Annotated in this window: 17 protein-coding genes; 15 read left to right on the forward strand and 2 right to left on the reverse strand. The window is 50.9% G+C overall.

The genetic code is table 11. The features are described 5' to 3' along the window. Positions 1-18: 18 nt before the first annotated feature. A complete protein-coding gene (locus tag P6M73_RS08780; protein WP_277852679.1) occupies positions 19-1,086 on the reverse strand; it encodes a M42 family metallopeptidase in 1,068 nt (355 codons plus the stop codon). 152 nt (positions 1,087-1,238) lie between these two features. Beyond that, positions 1,239-2,948 (reverse strand): Rqc2 family fibronectin-binding protein, encoded by a 1,710-nt coding sequence (locus tag P6M73_RS08785; RefSeq protein ID WP_277852680.1) that lies wholly within the window; start codon positions 2,946-2,948, stop codon positions 1,239-1,241. Between the two features lie 410 nt (positions 2,949-3,358). On the opposite strand from P6M73_RS08785, the gene murQ reads away from it, so the two are divergent. From murQ to P6M73_RS08860, 15 genes are all read left to right on the forward strand, one after another. Beyond that, positions 3,359-4,303, forward strand: coding sequence for an N-acetylmuramic acid 6-phosphate etherase (gene murQ / locus P6M73_RS08790; RefSeq protein ID WP_277852681.1), 945 nt, complete (start codon positions 3,359-3,361; stop codon positions 4,301-4,303). 47 nt (positions 4,304-4,350) lie between these two features. After that, the gene (locus P6M73_RS08795; RefSeq protein ID WP_277852682.1) at positions 4,351-5,217 is read left to right on the forward strand and encodes a GspE/PulE family protein; all 867 of its coding nucleotides are present in this window, start codon (positions 4,351-4,353) and stop codon (positions 5,215-5,217) included. Then, positions 5,214-6,182, forward strand: a complete 969-nt coding sequence (locus P6M73_RS08800; RefSeq protein WP_277852683.1) for a type II secretion system F family protein — start codon at positions 5,214-5,216, stop codon at positions 6,180-6,182. The genes P6M73_RS08795 and P6M73_RS08800 overlap by 4 nt, the downstream gene beginning before the upstream one ends. 77 nt (positions 6,183-6,259) lie before the next feature. After that, positions 6,260-6,757, forward strand: coding sequence for a pilus assembly FimT family protein (locus tag P6M73_RS08805; RefSeq protein ID WP_277852684.1), 498 nt, complete (start codon positions 6,260-6,262; stop codon positions 6,755-6,757). After that, positions 6,747-7,088: a hypothetical protein gene (locus P6M73_RS08810; RefSeq protein ID WP_277852685.1), complete on the forward strand. Its 342-nt coding sequence runs from the start codon at positions 6,747-6,749 to the stop codon at positions 7,086-7,088. Before P6M73_RS08805 ends, P6M73_RS08810 begins: the two co-directional genes overlap by 11 nt. Continuing rightward, positions 7,052-7,717 carry a hypothetical protein gene (locus tag P6M73_RS08815; protein WP_277852686.1) on the forward strand — a complete coding sequence of 222 codons (666 nt, stop codon included), beginning with the start codon at positions 7,052-7,054 and terminating at the stop codon, positions 7,715-7,717. Before P6M73_RS08810 ends, P6M73_RS08815 begins: the two co-directional genes overlap by 37 nt. Before the next feature lie 289 nt (positions 7,718-8,006). Beyond that, positions 8,007-9,050: an IS630 family transposase gene (locus P6M73_RS08820; protein WP_277852687.1), complete on the forward strand. Its 1,044-nt coding sequence runs from the start codon at positions 8,007-8,009 to the stop codon at positions 9,048-9,050. A gap of 353 nt (positions 9,051-9,403) precedes the next feature. Continuing rightward, on the forward strand, positions 9,404-10,228 hold the full coding sequence (locus tag P6M73_RS08825) for a prenyltransferase (RefSeq protein WP_277852688.1): 825 nt from the start codon (positions 9,404-9,406) through the stop codon (positions 10,226-10,228). Between the two features lie 351 nt (positions 10,229-10,579). After that, entirely contained in the window at positions 10,580-11,137 is a 558-nt protein-coding gene (gene efp, locus P6M73_RS08830) for an elongation factor P (RefSeq protein WP_277852689.1), read from the forward strand. A 262-nt stretch (positions 11,138-11,399) separates the two neighbouring features. Next, positions 11,400-11,819, forward strand: a complete 420-nt coding sequence (locus P6M73_RS08835) for an Asp23/Gls24 family envelope stress response protein (RefSeq protein ID WP_277852690.1) — start codon at positions 11,400-11,402, stop codon at positions 11,817-11,819. After that, entirely contained in the window at positions 11,809-12,546 is a 738-nt protein-coding gene (nusB, locus tag P6M73_RS08840; RefSeq protein WP_277852691.1) for a transcription antitermination factor NusB, read from the forward strand. Before P6M73_RS08835 ends, nusB begins: the two co-directional genes overlap by 11 nt. Positions 12,547-12,805: 259 nt before the next feature. Continuing rightward, on the forward strand, positions 12,806-13,651 hold the full coding sequence (locus P6M73_RS08845) for a bifunctional 5,10-methylenetetrahydrofolate dehydrogenase/5,10-methenyltetrahydrofolate cyclohydrolase (protein WP_277852692.1): 846 nt from the start codon (positions 12,806-12,808) through the stop codon (positions 13,649-13,651). After that, entirely contained in the window at positions 13,641-14,864 is a 1,224-nt protein-coding gene (xseA, locus tag P6M73_RS08850) for an exodeoxyribonuclease VII large subunit (RefSeq protein WP_277852693.1), read from the forward strand. Before P6M73_RS08845 ends, xseA begins: the two co-directional genes overlap by 11 nt. Then, on the forward strand, positions 14,839-15,069 hold the full coding sequence (gene xseB / locus P6M73_RS08855) for an exodeoxyribonuclease VII small subunit (protein ID WP_277852694.1): 231 nt from the start codon (positions 14,839-14,841) through the stop codon (positions 15,067-15,069). The genes xseA and xseB overlap by 26 nt, the downstream gene beginning before the upstream one ends. Continuing rightward, positions 15,062-15,943 (forward strand): polyprenyl synthetase family protein, encoded by an 882-nt coding sequence (locus P6M73_RS08860; protein WP_277852695.1) that lies wholly within the window; start codon positions 15,062-15,064, stop codon positions 15,941-15,943. Before xseB ends, P6M73_RS08860 begins: the two co-directional genes overlap by 8 nt. Positions 15,944-15,952: the final 9 nt, after the last annotated feature.

A 15,952-nucleotide genomic window follows, 5' to 3' on the forward strand; every position in this document is an offset into this window, starting at 1 on the left:
AGGGGATTCATTTTTTTATTATCCATTGCATATTACCTCCGGATCGAATTTTTTGAGTACCTCCACCGCCAGGCTGACACAGGCTTCGAGGTCTTCGAGGGCGGCAAAGTTGTGATGGGTATGGATGAAGCGGGAGGGGATGCCAAGCACCAGGCAGGGGACCGCTTTCCCAGTGAGGGATATTTTGCCGGCATTGGTCGAACCGCCGCGCCGAACTGCGTGCTGCGTTCTGATATTGGAGCCGTCCGCCAGGGATTGGGCAAAATCGATGAATCCGCGGTGACTGACATAGCTTGCATCAAAGTGCCGGATCTGAACTCCCTGTTTCAGGGCACACTGGCGGGTATGTTCGTCAAAATACAGATCATCCGCCGGGGAGCCTTCAAAGACCAGGGCAAAATCAGGTTTTACCACCTGGGAGGTGACGGTTGCACCCCGCATGCCGATTTCTTCCTGAGCGGCCAGAGCGGCAACAACATCCACCGGCAACTGTTCACTCTTCAGGCGCCGCATGATTTCCATGATGGCAACGCAGCCCAGACGGTTGTCAAAGGCTTTGCCGAAGATCACTCCGGTGGACGGGTCGATGGATGAGACGACTTGCGGCGCAACCGGATCTCCCGGGGCGATGCCCATCAGATTAACCACGTCTTCGCGGGAGCAGGCACCGACATCGAGAACCAGATCTTCCAGGTGGACCTGATCATTCTGCTTTTCCAAAGCGGTCTTGAAATGAGGCGGCTTGCTGGCGATAATTGCTCTAATCCGTTCACCGGTCCGGGTCTGGATCAGGAACAGCTGGGAGGGGACACTGCTGGTGACCCATCCGCCCATCGGCACGATGGCGATGGTTCCGTTTGCCCGGATCGACTGAACCATGAAACCAACTTCGTCCAGATGTGCATCCAGCTGAATGACTGGGCGATTGCCCTGATTTCCCGGATGCGCGATGTAGAGGTTGTGCATGTGATCCGTACGGATGTTGAAGTCCTTGAGGTAGCTTCGAACTACATCGGTGACGGGTCCTTCAAATCCCGGGGGTCCGAAAGCGTCGCACATCTCACGGATCATACTGCGTTCGATCATGTTATTACCTGCCTTTCCTGGTTGTTTTAATATAGTATTGGGCTGTCCCATAGCTGAAAATGGATGGTACTGCCGATCGGCTGAACAGGGATTGAATTCACTGAAACTTCTGCAGAATGCGAAAACTTGTCGTGAAACTTCTGAACCGTTCGCTAGAACCGCTCCAGGCGGGGCATTCCCGGATCTATGAACACCGTTTTATTCGTTGTGTAAATTACCATCCCCGGTTTTGATCCGCTGGGTTTCTTGACATGTCGAACTAAGGTGTAGTCCACCGGCACTTTGCTGCCGGTCTGTGCCTTGGAATACCAGGCTGCCAGATTGGCCGCTTCCAGCAGGGTTTCATCGGAGAATCCGGTTCCTTTGATGATGACGTGGGATCCAGGATAGTTCTTGGTGTGCAGCCACGTATCATTGGGATCTGCCAGTTTGGTCGTCAGATAATCATTTTGATTGTTGTTCTTGCCGACATAGATCGTGACACCTTCCGTCGACTTGAAGCGCATGGGCTTGCTGGGGGATTCCTTCTTTTTCTTCGACGACTTGAATCGGATATAACCGGCTACAACAAGTTCCTGCCGGATCTCCGCAATGTCGGAAGGGTCCTCGGAGCGCATGACAGAGTCCGCCACGGAGTTCAGGTAATTCAGCTCATCCTGAGCCAGGAGCAGCTGTTCTCTGGCGTTTTCCTCACTCCGCTTGTATTTATTGTACTGATTGAAATAGCGCTGCATGTTATCCGTAATGGATTTATGGGGATCCAGTTCAATCACAACCGTTGGCTGATCTTCACTGTAATAATCAATCACTACGGCCTGATTCTGGCCGTCCTTCAGCTGATACAGATTGGCCTTAATCAGTTCGCCCCTGATCCGGAATTCTTCTTTGGTTGAAGATTCGGTGAGAACATCTTCCAGGATCTGAATTTTGCGCTGAACTCGCTCCAAATTGGCGGAGACGATTCGCAGGATATCCTGAGAGCGGTCCCGCACCCGATTGGATTTATCCTTTTCGGACAGGAAAAATTCCAAAGCCAGGGAAGGAGAGGAGAATTCCTCAATTTCATCATATTGCGACAGGGCCGCTTCCTCCGGCAGGAGCAGACTGATATCTCTTGGCACATCCTTCTGAAGAAAAACAAAGAATGTATCGGCCTTCAGAGCCGATTCCAGCGTCGAGCGAATGGCTTCCGTCAGCGTCTGACCCGCTTGAATGCGGTCGGCACAGGCCTGATACAGAACTTTTGAGGTCATTTTGCTGATACCGGAGAACAAACGGGCAAAATCATTTTCCGTCAGGTCTTCCGTGAGCCGTTCGGAGAGAGCCGCATCAAGGTAATCCGTGGGATCCAGCTTATCCTGGGGCGGCGGCAGCTGATAGGAAGCGCCGGGCAGAAGCAGGCGGTAGCTGTTGACATCAGCCCCCACGTGCTTGATGCATTCCATAATCTTCTGATCGCGTTCCCTGACAAGAACGATGTTGGAATGTCTTCCCATCATTTCGCAGATCAGGATGTAGTTGGAGTAAAAGCCCATCTCATCCGTGGCTTCGAAGGTCAGATTCAGGATCCGGTCGCCCTGAGGCTGTTCGATCCGGACGAGTTTCCCCCCCTGTACGTATTTTCGCAAAACCATGGTGAATAAAGGTGCTTCCTTCGGATTGGGTTTGGCTTCCTCGGTCAGATGCACCCGGGCATGATCGGCACTGGAGGTGAGAAGGAGACGATGTGTACCGGTTCGCCCCCGGAAGGTCAGAACGATCTCATCCTTTTCGGGCTGGTGTACTTTATCGGCTCGGGTATTCAATATATTTTCTTTCAGTTCTTTCGTAATCGCTTGTAAGTAAAGACCATCAAAGGCCATGGCAGTAGTCGGGGGGACAAGCCCGACGCTCCTTCCAGATTATTTGCGGGATGACCCACCGGTCCGGGGAAGGTCACTGGATTTGATTCTTTTCAAGGGAGATGCTGTGGGTGGATCAAAGCTGCGTCCTGTTGCATTCGGCAGATTTTGATGCTGCGGCACCAGGAAAGGAGAGCTTCTGAAGTATTATTTCTGAAGCATGAATTCTGAGCATGAACTCTGAATCACAATTTTTGAAGCAAAGATTCGGAAATAGTGTTTCTGAGTCCGGCTGAACACCCGGAGAGCGGCAATGACGCGGTATGCGGCAGGCCTCTCTACTATATTAACATATTGTCACGGTTTTCTTTTCAGGTTTCAAATCCAATAAGAAAACAGTATAATTCAGGTAAGCGAAGGAGGTGTGCCCCATGATGGACGAACATATTGTAACGGAACAGCGCAATCCAAAAACCATTCACATCGATCAGGTTTCGACGGTTGACATGCTCCACATGCTGAATGAGGAAGACAAGCTGGTCGCCGGTGCGGTGGAAGCGGAAATTCCACAGATTGCCCGGGCGGTCGAACTCATCGCCGATGCGATGAAACTGGGCGGTCGGCTGATCTATCTGGGAGCAGGAACCTCCGGCCGGATTGGTGTTCTGGATGCCTCTGAAGTCAGCAGCGCCTTCGGCCTGGAAGAGGGAAAAATCTATGCGTTTATTGCCGGTGGAACGGAAGCGCTGACAAAGTCCGTCAGCGGAGCCCAGGATGACAAGGCCATGGGCGTGGAGGAACTGAAGAATATCAACGTGAATGATCAGGATGTGGTGGTTGGTATCACGTCTTCCGGATCAACGCCGTATGTCACCGGTTCGCTGGAGTATGCCAAGCGTCAGGGCGCATCCACCATTGCGCTGACCTGCATGCACAGTTCGGAATGTGCCCAGATCGCGGATTTGATTATCTCACCGGCCGTCGGTCCCGAGGCCATTGCCGGTTCGACCCGGCTCAAATCGGCCACGGCGAACAAAATGATTCTGAACATGATCTCCACCGGAGTCATGATCAAGCTGGGAAAAGTCTATGAAAATCTCATGATCGACCTGCGTCCGGCGAATTCGAAGCTGCTGCGTCGGCGTAATCAGGTCGTGGCTTTGGCTCTGGAAGTGGACGATCAGCGGGCGGAAGAACTTCTGACGCTGTCGGGTGGAAATCCCCGGGCTGCCATTCTGATGGGGCTGTCCAATCTGAGTCTGAGCCAGGCATTGAGGCTGCTGGAGGAACACGAGAACGACCTGCGGGCCTGCATGTGCGATGAAAATTTTCGGCAGGATCTCCAGGAAGACAGTCAGCATCCTTTATTTGAGTAGGTATAAAAAGTAGAGTCAATATCCATAATGTCTGCGGAGGCGATGGCATGGATATTGACTTTTTTTTGAACCAGATGGAAACCCGACCGGTTTCAGACATCCACTTTATTCCGCAGAAAGATCGGATTCTCATCCGATACCGGCTGCCCCAGGGACTGGTCGACGGCGAAGCCCTGGGCAGGGAGGAGTACCAGATCCTGCTCCAGCGGCTTAAGCTGCGGGCCGGGTTGAATATCAGCGAGAAGCGGCTGCCACAGGATGGCATGATTGAACAGGAGGATGGCCGGCAGCTGCGAATCTCAACCCTCAAAGGAATTTACGGAGAAGCCCTAACCATCCGATTGTTCTGCGATCATCGCCTGACCCTGGAAGAGCTGGGACTGAATCAGGAACAGCTGGCACTGATCCGGCACCGTCTGAGCAGTGGATTTTCACTCCTGGTAATCACCGGAGAGACCGGATCAGGCAAAAGCACGACGCTGAAAGCGCTGATTGCGGAGATGATTGATTCCGGACACAAAGTAGTTTCAGTGGAGGACCCGGTGGAAATCAGCATCCCAGGCACGCTGGAAGTTTCCTTGAACGAAAGCATCGGCCTGGACTACGAACGAGCGATCTTCGCCTCCCTGAGGCAGGATCCCGATTACATTGCCATTGGTGAAATTCGGGGGCAGTCCACTTGTGAACACTGTCTGCGGGCAGCACTGTCCGGGCATCCGGTCATCACCACCCTGCATTCAGGCGATTATGACCTGACTCGAATGAGGCTGGCTTCCCTGACGTCCATGCCGGAGTTTGTCGATTGTGTTCTCTCCCTGGTCATTCATCAGAAACTGATTGCCTCGCCCTCCGGAGAACGACGTCTGGAAGCCAGGGTTTATGATCACCGGGGCCAGGAGGTGATCGAGCGATGAAGAAGAACCAGGCAGAACGTTTTTATTATGAAATCGGAACACTGCTCGCCACCGGTTTTCCGTTGCTGACGGCACTCGATTTTATGGAACGGCCTTTCGCGGCAGATGCCGCCCGACTGAAAGAGAAACTGGTGCAAGGTCAGCTTTTGTCCGATTCCATGATGTCTCTTCCCGGCATCGATCCCGGAGATACTGAGATTATGCGCATGGCCGAAGAAACCGGACATATGGCCCAGGCATTTCTGGAACTTCACGAAATGCGCCGAAACAACCGGGAATTGCGCCAGAAGCTGATCTCCTTTGCGGTGTATCCTCTGATCATGCTGATTCTGATCCTGGCTTACCTGATGTTTTCATTGTTCTTTATGGTTCCGATGATGACTCAGCTACTGTCCTCACTCGGTGTTCAGGAAGGATTCCTTTTCACGCTGGAAAAACTGAGAGTGATTCTCTCGACCCATCGGTTTCTGTTTTCTTTCTCCGGCGTGATTCTGTTCATCGGCGCGGCGTTTCTGTTCCGAAAACAGCACGGAGCGCTCCGACTGGTTCTGGGGCGCCGCTACGGACTCTATTACGAGGTCATGGCGGTGGATCGCATGACGAAACTGCTCCGGGGCGGACGGGGAATTCTTGAGGTGCTGGAGATCGCCGGAGATATGACCGGGATCCGGACGGAACCCATTCGAAGCGCGCTGCTGTCGGGGGACTCTCTGGCAAATAGTCTGGCACGAGGCGGTTTTTCCAGGGAACTGACCGGCCTCACCCGAATCCATGAAGAAGGAGGGGATCTGGTGGCCGGTTTTACATTGTATCTGGCCAGTTCCCGAAAAATCATCCATTCGACCATGGAGAGCCGTATCAAACTGCTGGAACCACTGTCCATGGTCGTCATTGGCTTTGTTGTGGGACTGACCGTTATTTCCATCATGGGACCTTTGATGGACGCATTTGGGAGGATTCAATGAGACCAGGGAAAATAAAATCAGTGGAAATGAGGCCTGAACCAAGACGATCTGCGAGGGTCTGCCCTGCGGTCAAAAGAGTGAGGGATCCTGAACTTGAAGCAGAAAAGCTGCATCGAACTGCCCGCAGAGGCTTTCTGACGGCTGAACTGGTAATCGCCATGGCAGTCCTCACGGTCATTCTATCTTTCACGCTTCCCCATCTTGCCGGCATTCATTACGGAGACCGGGTGGCAGATCGAGCCTTTATCCATCGATTGAAATCTGCCATCCTGGATCAGAGGATCCGAGCGCTGACTGATCCGGGCCGAAGCTATTCTATTACGGTGGACGGCACTGGCTGCGTGGATTTTAAGTGCGGTGCTGCCATTTATCGGAAACTAAGCGGACCAGCGTATCAGGTTTTTGTTCAAAAGGGGGTACGGACTGATATTATGTCAACGATAAACTTCAGGAACAGAACCTGGGGAGGCCAGGATGGCTTTACTCTCGGGATCTGGAAAAACGGGCATCATCTGGCAAACCTGGTGTTTCAGGTGGGAACCTCGACCTTCCGAGAGGAATACTATGGTGACTAATCGGCATCGCGGGTTTCTGTCGGCTTCCAGTATGCTGCTGCTGGTGATTGCCCTGTCCGTCTCGCTGAGTCTGGCCGTGGGACTGCAGCTGGCAGTGGCCAGTGCCAGGCGTAATCGGGAAAGAGTCAATGCCCAGCTGGCCTTTGAGGAGAATCTGATCCGGCTGGATCAGGGCAAGTCATTCCGCCCGTTTCAATCGAGCTCCCATCGGCTGACTGCCCAACTGGAACTTAGAGACGGAATTAAGACCGTGCATTTATGCTGGCTGGAAGATGGCTGCCTGAAGGAGGAACAATGGCTCGAAAACGCGGCTTCATCCTTCGGGAACTGATGCTATATCTGGTGTTTGGCAGCCTGCTCCTGGGGATCTCCCTGAAAATGTTTCAGACAGTCTGGTTTTCCTTTCGTTCGATTCAACGCCAGCAGGAGGTCACTCTGGATTTTCTCTTTGTCAGCGAACGCCTGAAGTACGATCTTTATAAGGACGTTCAGAAGATTGAGATCGGACGGACGTCATTCACGTTCAGTTTTCTCGATGATACTGCGGTTCAGGCGGCGCCTGGCCTCAGAGAATACACCTTCTGCCTTCACAATGGACGTCTGGTCTACAACATCTACAACGGAACCACCATCACTGCCAATTACCTGTCCAGCCTGGTCCAGTCCATTTCCCTGGAGGCTGAAGCGAACCTGCTCACGGTGATCTTCGATTACGGCGATCATCAATTTCGGAGGACTTATCGCCTTGATCACATCAAAACACAGAGGATTTCTGACGGCTGGGATCCTGATTCTGCTCCTGTCGTTGTCCATCGCCTGGGGCGTGCTCAGTCTGATCGAAGCCGATCTCCGAACAGGAACCAGCATCGCCTATGCAGACCGGCAATATCTGGAAGCCAGGGGACAGACCGGGCGGCTCGAACACCTGATCAACACCGATCCGAGATTCCCAACCTATGATGCCTTTCTCGCGTATATGAAAAAATACCCTCAAACCCGGCCCCGTGTTGACAGTCTCAGCCTGACCAGTCTTCATTGCCTGATCAATTCTTCCGGTGAGTCGGTATATCGATTCCAGATGTGCGACTCGAAAAAACCGACTCTGATCCGCTGGCTGACTGCCTGCAGAAATCCCCAGGGACAGGTGTCCTTTCACTTGACATTGAATCCAGACTGATTAGCAATAAGGGAACTATTGACTCGCTAAATAAACCTTGCGTTTCTTGATGATTTTTGATATGATAATCGTATGAATAATGATTTAAAAACCCAAGCAGTACGGCTTAGTCCGGAAGAACAATATCAGATTCGCAAGAACATCATCCGACTATCAGAAAAAGGTAAAACGAATGAGGAAATAGCAGAAATCTTAGATGTAAGCTTGCGGCACGTCCAGAACACTAAGAAACAATACAAGGAAGGCGGGATCGCAGGGATCAAGCCCCAAAAGCGTGGTCGCCGAGAGGGTGCGAAACGAACCCTTACTCCTGCCCAGGAAAAGGAAATACAGCAAATCCTGGTTGATAAGACACCGGATCAATTGAAGTTCAAAGACTGCATGTGGAGCAGAAAAACCATTGCAGAGCTCATTTATGAAAAGTATAAAATCAGCCTGCCCGTATCTACTTTAGGGGTCTACTTGGCGCGGTGGGGATTCTCAGTCCAGCGGCCGATGAAACGCGCCTACAAGCAAGACACAGAGAAGGTGCAGCACTGGGTCGAAACTGAGTTTCCTGGCATTACTGAACGAGCAGAGGCTGAGAATGCAGAGATTTTCTTTGGAGATGAAACCGGATTGCAAAACCAGTCAACTTGCTTGCGTGGGTATGCGCCAATCGGACAAACGCCGGTGGTTCGAACCGAAGCAAAGCATATCAAGATCAACATGCTTTCAGCAATTTCCAATCGAGGAAAATTGCGCTTTGTCCTCTATAAAGACAACATGAATGCCGACAAACTGATTGATTTTATGCGGCGGTTAGTGCATGACAGCAACAAGAAAGTATTCCTGGTGCTCGATAATCTGCGGGTTCATCACGCTAAAAAAGTCATGGCGTGGGTAGAAAAGCATAAGGAAGAAATTGAGCTGTTCTACCTGCCACCGTATGCCCCAGAGTACAATCCTGATGAATTGCTCAACAGCGATCTCAAACGTGGCATAAGTAAAAAACCAAGTCCCAGGAGCGATGATGAGCTTGAACATAATGTTCGATCTCATTTAAAAACGGTGCAATTGCGTCCTAATAAAATCAGGGGGTTCTTCCATTCAAAAACCACAAAATATGCCTCTTAATATGCGCAAGGTTTAATTAGGGGAGCAATAACGGTTCCTGAATTGGTGAAGCGGGTTAAAAGACAGCGGAAGGGAGCGGGTCAATGAAGCGATTATCCCCCCATAATAAATTAACCTTTGAGGTAAATAAAATATTATAATCACTATAATAAAGTGTTACTATTTACCTCAAAGATACATTAAAATTGACGTAGAGCCTTGCAGATTACTGATAGAACAAATCAGCTGAAACAGATTTGCACCGTTAAGAACTGATGTTTATGAACTCTGGGACCTGATATAGTGATCAGAAACCTCGATCAAAACAAAGAATGGGATCAAGGTTTGATATACCCGAGAATGGGAGTGATCAGATGAAAGAAGAATATCGACAGGATGCTGAGCGGATTTTGAGTCATCGAAAAGATCAGGGCTGGGATCTATGGACGACATCGGACCATCGGATCAGCAAGGGCTCGCCGTTTTCACTGCTGGGCAGTCTGTTGCTGCTGGCCGAGCTGGGAATGGATCCTTCGGATCCGGCAATTATCACGGGAACAGACTTGGTTTATGAAACCCTGCGGCCTGACGGGCGATTTCAGGTTGCTCCCAAAGGAGCAATGCTGCCTTGCCAGACCATTAATGCATTGAATGTGCTGTGCCATCTCGGACAGGGAGAAGACCCTCGGCTGTATTCGACCTGGACCTATTTGCTGGATACCAGGCATACGGACGGAGGCTGGCGCTGCCTTAAGTTCAGTTATGGGCGGGGTCCAGAAACGGAATTTTCGAATCCCGGCCCGACGCTGGCTGCCTTGGACGCCTTTCGCCTGAATCCCAAATATGACAGCGATCCGCGGTTGGACAAAGCCGTCGGGTTCCTGCTGGATCACTGGGATACTCGTTTGCCTCTGGGCCCTTGCCATTACGGAATCGGCTCGTTGTTTCTGCAGGTTGAATATCCCTTCCTGACCTATAATTTGTTCAATTACGTATATGTTCTGTCGCATTACCCGAAAGCCCGGCAGGATGCAAGATTCCTGGATGCTCTGCAGTGCCTGTCAAAAAAACTGAGCGACGGACAGATCATCGTAGAGCGTGTCAATCCAAAATTGAAAGATTTTAATTTCTGTCGAAAAGGTTGTCCCAGTGAAGCGGGTACCAGACGCTATCAGGAGATCCTGAACAGTCTGAAGTGATATTGACCATGGATCATACTCCGGAATTGAGCCGCGTCCCCAAGAACTACAGTGCCGGATCCGTGTGAATGTACGAGCTGCAGCCGGCCCAGGTCATAGGCAGAAAATTCAGGATAGTACATTTTTTCGGAATCACCACGCGGATGGAAGAGTTCTCGCCGATTTTTACAGAGGGATATACTCCCCAGCGTTACCGTCAACCATCAACCATCAACCAACAACCATCAGCACACTTTTTCGATTGCGCTTTTCAAAGATTGCATGACCTGCTATAATTAAGAATGGTAATTTGTGCATGACACAGTGTATTCTACGGATAAAAGCCGTAAATAATGGAGGGGTAGAGCTTATATGATATCTGCTGGAGATTTAAGAAAGGGAACAACCTTTGAAATGGATGGTAACGTCTATACCGTTATCGATTTTTTACATGTCAAACCTGGAAAGGGTGCAGCGTTTGTCAGAACGAAACTGAGAAATGTTATCCAGGGCGGCGTCACTGACACGACCTTCAACCCGTCTGATAAATTGCAGGAAGCAGTCATCGAGCGGAAAGACATGCAGTACCTGTATAATGACGGTGAATTATATTACTTCATGGATCAGGATACCTTTGAGCAGATTCCGCTCAACTTTGAAAAAGTTGAAGATGCCATCAAGTATCTTAAGGAAAACATGTTTGCTTCCATCAAATTCTACAAAGGCAGCGCTTTCTCAGTAGAAGCTCCCAACTTTGTTGAACTGGAAGTTACACAGTCCGAACCAGGTGTTAAGGGCAACACAGCTACCAACGCGCTGAAACCTGCCATCGTGGAAACCGGTGCCCAGGTCATGGTTCCTTTCTTTATCAACGAAGGCGACATGATCCGAATCGATACCCGGACCGGAGAATACATGGAACGCGTTTAATACGATTCTTACCGGTACTGCAGCCGCAGTACCGGTTTATTTTTTTAGATAGCAGAACATTGATTTAATTGAATATAGCGGTGATTCCGTTCATCCTGCATAAAATTCAGCGATTAATCGATTACAGCGTGTATGCATAATTCCTGTGAATTTTATGCAAAACCTGCCGAGAAGGCTGGTTATTCAATTGTAAATAACAATGTGTCTTTGCTATAATAATATGACAGGGTTTTGTTATTATGCATTTTACCGGAGGTAAAAAATGGAAAAAGATATTCAAACCAATCCCGCCAGAGAACCTGGCAAGTATGACGTCGCCGGTGTCGGTACGGTGAAGATTTCTGAGGAAGTCGTAGGGGTCATCGCCGGGATCGCAGCCACCGAAATTGAAGGAGTCTCCGGGTTAAATCCGACAACGACTCGAGGCATTACACAGGTCTTTACCGGTAAGCGCAACGTAACCAAGGGGGTCAAAGTAACCATCGGCGACGAGAAATCAACCATCGACATGATCATGTCCGTTGAATATGGCTACAACATTCCCGATGTAGTAAAGAAAGTCCAGGAAAACGTTCTGGAAACCGTTGAGAACATCACCGGTCTTCGAGTCAGTGAGGTCAATATCATGGTTAATAACATTTCCGTGAAGAAACCGGAAGCGGCAGTGAAAGATGCAAAATAAACCAAGCCGCCGCAAGTCCCGTGCCATTGCAATGGAACTGTTGTATTCCGAAACGGTCAATACGCGCAATGAAGAAATTACGGATGACTTTATCGAAGAGTTCTCCGATATCAGTGAAACCACCGAAGTCCTGGATCGGGACTATATCCGAACCATTACCCGGCTGGCCAAGGAAAAAGATACCTGGATCAAGGATCTGATTCGTCCCTACCTGAAGGAATGGACCATTGAGCGGTTATCCCGCGTCAATCTGGCCATTCTGAAGATCGCTGTACTGGAGCTCTTCTTCACGGACGGAATTCCAGAACGCGTATCGCTCAATGAGGCCTTGGAATTATCCAAAACCTACTCCGATGAAGAGTCGACAGCCTTCATAAATGGAATTTTAGATCGAATCCTGAAGGCCAAGCCTGAGATCCAGCAGAAGATGAACGAACAAGAAGCATCTGTTGAGTCGCAGCCGGAGACGACTGATGCAGAACCGATTCCTGGAGAAAATCAGCTGGTCGAAGAAGTCTCTTCTGCAACCCAGGTTGTTGTTGAGGAACGGTCTGAGAGTCCTGAAGAGGCTGTTGAAATGAGTTCTGAGGAACCCGTTGAAATGAGTCCTGAAGAGACCGTAGAAATGAATCCTGAGGCATTTTCTGAGACGATTTCTGAGGAAGGTTCGGAAATGGTTTCTGAGGCAGTTGCTGAAGCTGATTCTGAGACGTCTTCGGAAGCATAACCGTACTCAAAAACCGTACTCAAAAACTGTACTCAGAAAACTCTTTGTCGGAATGTAGCCATCCATCGGATGGTAACAGCGGAATGAAGGAGTCCATGGGAGTTCTCTTTATAAAAGGGAAGTGCCCAACTCCTGTCTGTACAATTGGATGATGCGAATGAATGCCCTGCCTGAAAAGGCTGTGGGCATTTTGAATGAGAACGTGGCAATCGGCCATAATACACAGGAGTGATCCTGAGAAATAACGGAGGATAAGTAAATGGGAAATATCATCAACGTGAAAGAACTGGCAGCCAAGTATAAGGAAGAGATCAAAGCATTCGCCCTGCAGCGGGAAAAGGAAGGCAAATCCGTTCCAACTCTTGCGACCGTCCTGGTGGGCGATGATGAAGGATCCAAATACTATCTGCAAAGCCAGACCAAGGTTGCTCAGTCTCTGAATCTGGGTAAGGTCAATCTGCAGCTTCCGGCTGAAACGACGGAAGAAGAGCTGCTGGCGACCATCCATGATCTGAACAGCGACCGAAATGTCCACGGCATCATGGTGCTGTTTCCGCTCCCCAAGCACATTGACGGCAAGAAAATCTCGGCTGCCATCGCCAGAGAAAAAGATATTGACGGAGTCAATCCGGTCAATGCCGGTCTGCTGTTCATGGGAGATCGGGCTTTTGTTCCCTGTACGGCCAAGAGTGCCCATACCATCATTAAAGAGACATTGGGCGATATCACGGGCAAGAACGTCGTGATCGTCGGCCGGTCCAATATCGTCGGCAAGCCGCTGGCTATGCTGCTGCTCGCTGACAACGCCACTGTCACCATGGCTCACTCGAGAACGAAGAATCTGGCAGCGATTACCCGTGCTGCGGATATCGTTGTTGCCGCAGTCGGCCGTCCCAATATGTTCACCAGCGAATACTTCAGCCCCGGACAGACCGTCATTGACGTCGGAACCTCCGAACTGGATGGCAAAATCACCGGCGATGTCAAAACCGATGAGGCCGTGGAAGTTGCTGAATATGTCACTTCCGTTCCCGGCGGCGTAGGGGCCATTACCACGACGATTCTCATGAAGAACGTCTGTGAGGCCTCAGAACTTGAACAGTAAGGTTCTGTCCGTTTCCTCGCTGAACAACTACATCAAGAAAATCATTGATGCGGATTTCATCCTGCGCAATGTCAATGTCCAGGGCGAAATCTCCAACTTCAAGGCCCACACCTCCGGTCATTTATACTTTACGCTGAAGGACGAAGGATCCCGCATCAACTGTGTGATGTTCCGCCAGGAGCGGCAAAAGCTGCGGGTGCTTCCCCGGGACGGTGACAAAGTCACCATCCGGGGTCGGGTGGCAGCCTATGTTCAGGGGGGAACGTATCAGATTTACGTGGATGACCTGCAAAGCGAAGGGACGGGGGACTTATACGCCAAGTTCTTACAGATTAAGGAGCGCCTGGCCCGGGAAGGTCTTTTTGATGAGACCAGACGGCGGCCCATTCCGCCCAATCCTCAGAAAATCGCGGTGATAACTTCACCGACCGGCGCAGCCATTCGGGATATCATCAAGGTGCTGCGGACCCGTCATCCGGGGCAGTGCCTGGTGATTTATCCCGTTCAGGTTCAGGGCGAAACTTCTGAAAAAGAGGTCATTGCGGCTCTGGCCAGAATCAATCAGCGCCAAGATATTGACACCATCATCATCGCCCGGGGCGGAGGCTCCATCGAGGACCTGTGGTCCTTCAACTCCGAAGCAATGGCTTATGCGATTCGGGCTTCCCGAATACCGGTCGTCACCGGAATTGGTCATGATATCGACTTTACGATCGCGGATTTTGCCGCGGATCTTCGGGCTGCCACGCCCAGTCAGGCAGCCGAACTGACCATCCCCAACCGGATGGACAATTTAGGCCAGATACTGGATAAGAAGCGTCGGCTGCGACAGCTGATGGAAGCCAGGATGCGCCAGGAGAAATCCCATCTGGTTATGAACCTTCGCTTTATTCGCCAGAATGATCCTCGGACCATTCTGGTCAACGAAATGAAAAACGTATCCGATCACAAAGAACGGATGGCTCAGGCAATCCGACTGCGCCTCGATCGGGAAGAACGCCGGCTGGAGCGTGCCACGTCACTGCTGTCCGCCTATAATCCATACAACGTGCTCGATAAGGGCTATGCGATCATTCAAAATGAATCGAATGAAGTACTGAAAACCGTCAGCAGCCTGGATGCGGCCCATATGTTCCGGATCCGAGTCCGCGACGGCGAAGCCACTTATCAGAAAGGAGAAAAACTCAATGGAATTGAACGGGAAACCAACTGATACCGGCGCTTCCTATGAACAGCTGATGGAAGAGCTCACGGCAGTTCTCAAATTAATGGAAGATCCCGCCACCAGCCTCGACAGCCAGCTGATCCACTATGAAAAAGGCATGAAATTGTGCCGCCAGTTAGAGAGCCGGCTCAAGGAGGCAGAGGAAAAGATCCTTCTGATCAACCAGCAGGGCGAGGAAGTTGCCTTTGAATAGCCCGTGGACGCCAGAAAATCAGATTCCTGAGCTGCAGCGGCAAATTGAAGCAGCTCTGCGCTTCCAGACGGAAGCGTTCACCTGCCCAGCCGCATTACAGGAAGCCATGGCTTACTCCCTGCTGGCGGGAGGTAAGCGGTTCCGGCCGCTCCTGGTACTGGGCGCTGCCGAGCGCTGCGGTCTGTCTCAGGACGAAGTAATGCCCATGGCCCTGGCCATGGAAATGATCCATACCTATTCCCTGATTCACGATGATCTCCCGGCGATGGATAACGATGATCTGCGCCGGGGGAAACCCGCCAGCCATAAGGTGTTTGGCGAAGCTTTGGCCATTCTGGCCGGAGACGCTCTGCTCAATGAAGCACTTCTGCTTTTAATGTCAGCCTATGGCGGAACTCCAAACGGAGCCCGGGCCATGGTTGAGCTCGCCCAGTCTGCGGGCAAGGACGGCATGATTGCCGGTCAGGTGCTGGACATCCAGTCGGAAGGACAGGTCATTGACCTGCCGGCCCTGGAAGAAATGCACCGCAACAAAACCGGGGCCATTATAACCAGCTCCGTGACAGCGCCCTGTCTACTGGCAGGCTGCTCCGAAACCGAAGTCGAAGCCATGCGCTCTTTAGGGCATAAGCTTGGCCTGATGTTCCAGATTCAGGATGACATTCTCGATGTAGAATCGAATCAGGAGACCCTGGGAAAATCGGTGGGAAAAGATGCCAGAGATGAGAAATCAACGTATGTGTCGCTTCTGGGTCTGGAACAGGCGAAAATTAGACTGGAAGAATTGCGCCGCGACCTCTTCCGTCTGACCGAACATCCCGGAGACGGCCTGCTCGAAGCCGTGATCCGTTATTTTGCCCGGCGCGACCACTAGAGGAATGCT

It is taken from the genome of Anaerococcoides asporogena (genome assembly GCF_029590275.1).
Lineage (GTDB): Bacteria > Bacillota > Clostridia > Clostridiales > Clostridiaceae > JG1575.

Coding starts and splice junctions, on each gene's coding strand:
- P6M73_RS08810 (WP_277852685.1), top strand. CDS start 6,747: ATGGTGACTAATCGGCATCGCGGGTTTCTGTCGGCTTCCAGTATGCTG.
- P6M73_RS08825 (WP_277852688.1), top strand. CDS start 9,404: ATGAAAGAAGAATATCGACAGGATGCTGAGCGGATTTTGAGTCATCGA.
- P6M73_RS08795 (WP_277852682.1), top strand. CDS start 4,351: ATGGATATTGACTTTTTTTTGAACCAGATGGAAACCCGACCGGTTTCA.
- efp (WP_277852689.1), top strand. CDS start 10,580: ATGATATCTGCTGGAGATTTAAGAAAGGGAACAACCTTTGAAATGGAT.
- P6M73_RS08835 (WP_277852690.1), top strand. CDS start 11,400: ATGGAAAAAGATATTCAAACCAATCCCGCCAGAGAACCTGGCAAGTAT.
- nusB (WP_277852691.1), top strand. CDS start 11,809: ATGCAAAATAAACCAAGCCGCCGCAAGTCCCGTGCCATTGCAATGGAA.
- P6M73_RS08800 (WP_277852683.1), top strand. CDS start 5,214: ATGAAGAAGAACCAGGCAGAACGTTTTTATTATGAAATCGGAACACTG.
- murQ (WP_277852681.1), top strand. CDS start 3,359: ATGATGGACGAACATATTGTAACGGAACAGCGCAATCCAAAAACCATT.
- xseB (WP_277852694.1), top strand. CDS start 14,839: ATGGAATTGAACGGGAAACCAACTGATACCGGCGCTTCCTATGAACAG.
- P6M73_RS08780 (WP_277852679.1), bottom strand. CDS start 1,086: ATGATCGAACGCAGTATGATCCGTGAGATGTGCGACGCTTTCGGACCC.
- P6M73_RS08815 (WP_277852686.1), top strand. CDS start 7,052: ATGGCTCGAAAACGCGGCTTCATCCTTCGGGAACTGATGCTATATCTG.
- P6M73_RS08845 (WP_277852692.1), top strand. CDS start 12,806: ATGGGAAATATCATCAACGTGAAAGAACTGGCAGCCAAGTATAAGGAA.
- P6M73_RS08820 (WP_277852687.1), top strand. CDS start 8,007: ATGAATAATGATTTAAAAACCCAAGCAGTACGGCTTAGTCCGGAAGAA.
- P6M73_RS08785 (WP_277852680.1), bottom strand. CDS start 2,948: ATGGCCTTTGATGGTCTTTACTTACAAGCGATTACGAAAGAACTGAAA.